This is a genomic window from Microbulbifer sp. (assembly GCF_051659245.1).
Taxonomy (GTDB): domain Bacteria; phylum Pseudomonadota; class Gammaproteobacteria; order Pseudomonadales; family Cellvibrionaceae; genus Microbulbifer.
Map to the genome: position 1 here is coordinate 1 of NZ_JBOFOC010000104.1, position 3,498 is coordinate 3,498.

Annotated in this window: 2 protein-coding genes; both read left to right on the plus strand. The window is 65.8% G+C overall.

The window, feature by feature from the left end:
• The first annotated feature begins 79 nt into the window (after positions 1 to 79).
• Positions 80 to 2,128: an AsmA family protein gene (locus ACRC0P_RS11240; protein ID WP_438630896.1), complete on the plus strand. Its 2,049-nt coding sequence runs from the start codon at positions 80 to 82 to the stop codon at positions 2,126 to 2,128.
• 235 nt (positions 2,129 to 2,363) lie between these two features.
• On the plus strand, positions 2,364 to 3,455 hold the full coding sequence (gene mutY / locus ACRC0P_RS11245) for an A/G-specific adenine glycosylase (RefSeq protein WP_438630898.1): 1,092 nt from the start codon (positions 2,364 to 2,366) through the stop codon (positions 3,453 to 3,455).
• Positions 3,456 to 3,498 lie beyond the last annotated feature (43 nt).

Genomic DNA, 3,498 nt, shown 5'->3' on the forward strand with positions numbered 1-3,498 from the left:
CGCGATCGATCTGGGATTAAACTGCCATCGATCGCGGCCATGGGCCGCTCCTACATAAAAGACAAGGAACCCCCCTCCAATGGCCTGGATCACACGCGGTCTGATCTTTCTGCTCGTCCTCATCCTGCTTCTCGCCGGCGCCGTCACCTGGCTGCTCGCCGGGCTGGACGTCAACCAGTACAAGCCTCAACTGGAACAACTGGCCGCCAAACAGGGCGTGGCGCTGAAACTGGAGGGCGATATCGGCTGGCAGCTCTGGCCCAATATCGCCCTCAAGCTCGAGGGCGTACAACTGGCACCCCTGCCCCAGCCGGAACAGCCGCTGGTGCGCGCGGATCGCATCGCCGTGGGCGTGGCGCTGATGCCGCTGTTCAAGAAGCGCGTGGAAGCCCGGGAAGTGGTCCTGATGGCCCCGCAGATCGACCTGAGCGTGGACGAGAAGGGGCAGGGCAACTGGGAACTGATCACCGAGGCGATAGAGGCCAAACAGAAACAACAGGCGGAGCAGCCACCAAAACTGGACGTCCCCGCGGACAGGGACAGGGAAGGCCTGCACTTCGCCCTGGAAAAACTGCGCATCGAGGACGGCCGCGTCCGCTATCGCGACGCCCGCAGCGAGAGCGAATACATCCTGGAAAAACTGCGCGTGAGCGCCGACAACCTGGTACCCGGCGGCGAGCCCGGGCAGGTACAGGCGAGCGCGGAAGTGGGCGGCAACACACTCGAACAGCCGGTGGAGCTGAAGCTCAACAGCTCCCTGGCCCTGGACAAGGGCCTGAACGGCCTGCGCCTGCAGCCGTTGACCATCGATGCGGAGAGCGGCAAGGCCGCGGCTCAGATGACCCTGCGCGGCTTCCTGCGGCGCAGCGCCGCCGACCAGCCCTGGCAGATCCAGCTGAACCTCAGCGCAGAGGCCGAACCCCTGCGCCCCTGGCTGGCGCTCACCGGCACCGAACTGGCGACCCAGAGCGGCGCAGTACTCGAAAGATTCAGCCTGGAAACCGATATCCAGGGCACCGAGAAAAAACTCGACCTGACCCCGCTGCAGCTGCAAGTGGACGACACCGTCTTCGCCGGCAGCGCCCAGTTTCGCAACGACAATATCCCCGGCCTGGACCTGACCCTGCGCGGCGGCAAGTTGGTGCTGGACGACTACCTGCCGCCGCCATCCCTCGCCGAGGAGGAGGAGCAGGCCGCGCCCGCGGCAACCACCGAACCCACCCCGCTGCCGCTCACCGCCATGCGCGGCTTCACCGCCAAGCTGAATTTGTCTCTGGAACAGCTGAGCGCAGTGGACCTGCAGGTGGACCGGCCGCAACTGCAGCTCACCGTGGACAACGGCCTCTACCGGCTGCAAAAGCTCTCCGCCGGCCTCTACGGTGGCCAATTGAACAGCAGCGGCCAATTCAACGCCCGCGGCCAGTCCGCCCAGGCGGATTTGAGCGGCGGCCTCACCGGAGTGGAAATCTTCGAGGTGCAGAAGGCCCTGTTCCCCAACGAGCGGGTGCAGCTGTCCGGCAAGGCCGATATCAACTGGACCGCGCAGACCTCCGGCAAAGACACCGAACAGTTGCAGAAACAGCTTCGCGCCGCGGTGCAGCTTTCCAGCGAACAGCTGGCGATCACCCCCTTCAACCTGGAAAAGGGCATGTGCCAGTTGGTGAGCTACGCGGAAAAGACCCCGCTGCCGGAGCGGGAGTGGCCCGCACGCACCCGCCTGCAGGACCTGCGCGCCAATATCGTCGTGGAGGGGGACAAGGTCCGGGTTCAGGAAATACTCGCCGGGGTGGAAAATATCGCGCTCACCGGCGACGGCGAAGTGGACCTGGAACAGCAGGAATTCGACTTCGCCCTGGGCCTGTCCCTGGTGGGCAACAAAACCTCCGCCGACGGCTGCACCGTGCAGAACGAGCGCTGGCGCAACCGCCCGCTGCCCCTGCGCTGCAAAGACAGCTTCGCCGACGCCGGTGCCGGCAGCTGCAAACCCGACGGCCGCCGCCTGGACGACCTGCTCCGAGAAGAACTCAGATACAAAGCCGAGAAAAAGTACGGCGAAAAAGTCGAGGAAAAAGTCGAGGAAAAAGTCGAAGAGCTCAAAGACAAACTCAAGGGCCTGTTCAACCGCTAACCCCCCCCTGGGAACGCCGAGCTCCAGCTCGGCAAAGCGGCCGAGAAGCCGCCCCTGGGAACGCCGAGCTCCAGCTCGGCAAGCGGCCCCAAGCCGCCCCTGGGACAAATCGGCAGGATAGCCGCCGAAGGCGCTCGCGAAGCGAGTGAGCGCCATGGACGGCGCGAATCAGCGCCGAGCTCCAGCTCGGCAAGCGGCCGTAAGGCCGCCACACCACCAAACCAGCAGCAACCCCATGACCCCAAACCAATTCCAACAAGCCGTCCTAACCTGGTTCAACCACCACGGCCGCAAAGACCTCCCCTGGCAGCAGGACATCACCCCCTACCGGGTCTGGGTATCGGAAATCATGCTGCAACAAACCCAGGTAAGCGCGGTAATCCCCTACTTCCAGCGCTTTATAGCCAGCTTCCCCACCCTGGCGGACCTCGCCGCGGCGCCACTGGACCAGGTGCTCGCCCACTGGAGCGGCCTCGGCTACTACGCCCGCGCGCGCAACCTGCACAAATGCGCCCAAGTGGTGATGGAGGAGCACAGCGGCCAGTTTCCCCGGGATACAGATGCACTGGCGGAACTGCCCGGCATCGGCCGCTCCACCGCCGGGGCCATCGCCAGTATCAGCATGGGCCTGCGCGCACCGATCCTCGACGGCAACGTCAAACGGGTGCTGGCGCGCCTGCACGCAGTGGACGGCTGGCCCGGGCAGAGCACCGTGGCCAACCGGCTGTGGCAATTGGCGGAGCGCTACACGCCACAGGAGCGCTGCAACCACTACACCCAGGCGATGATGGACCTGGGCGCCACCCTGTGCACCCGCAGCAAGCCCCGCTGCGGCGACTGCCCGCTGGCGGGCGCCTGCACCGCCCACGCCCAGGGCAATCCCCAGGACTACCCGGGCAAAAAGCCCCGCGCAGAAAAGCCGGTGCGCGAGTCGACCATGCTGCTGCTCGAACACGGGGAACAGATTTACCTGGAACAGCGCCCGCCCAGCGGCATCTGGGGCGGCCTCTGGTGCCCGCCGCAGGCGGAGGAGCCGGGGCAATGGCTGGCGGAGCGCGGATGGCGCGCTGCGGAGACCCAAACACTGCCGCCGCTGCGCCACACCTTCACCCACTTCCACCTCGACATCACCCCGGTATGGGTCCGCTTGGAGAAAATGCCCGCGCAGGTGACAGAGACGGGCAGCGGCTGGTATAAACTGCGCCAACTCAACCGCCCCCGGGCGGCGCAACAACTGGGCCTGCCAGCCCCGATCGTCAAGCTGGCAAAACAACTGCTGGCCCTGCAGGCCCCATTGCTCACCAATTCGCCTGCCCCCTCCCTGTAGGAGCGGGCCATGCCCGCGATCGGGGATGGTTGCATCCACAGGC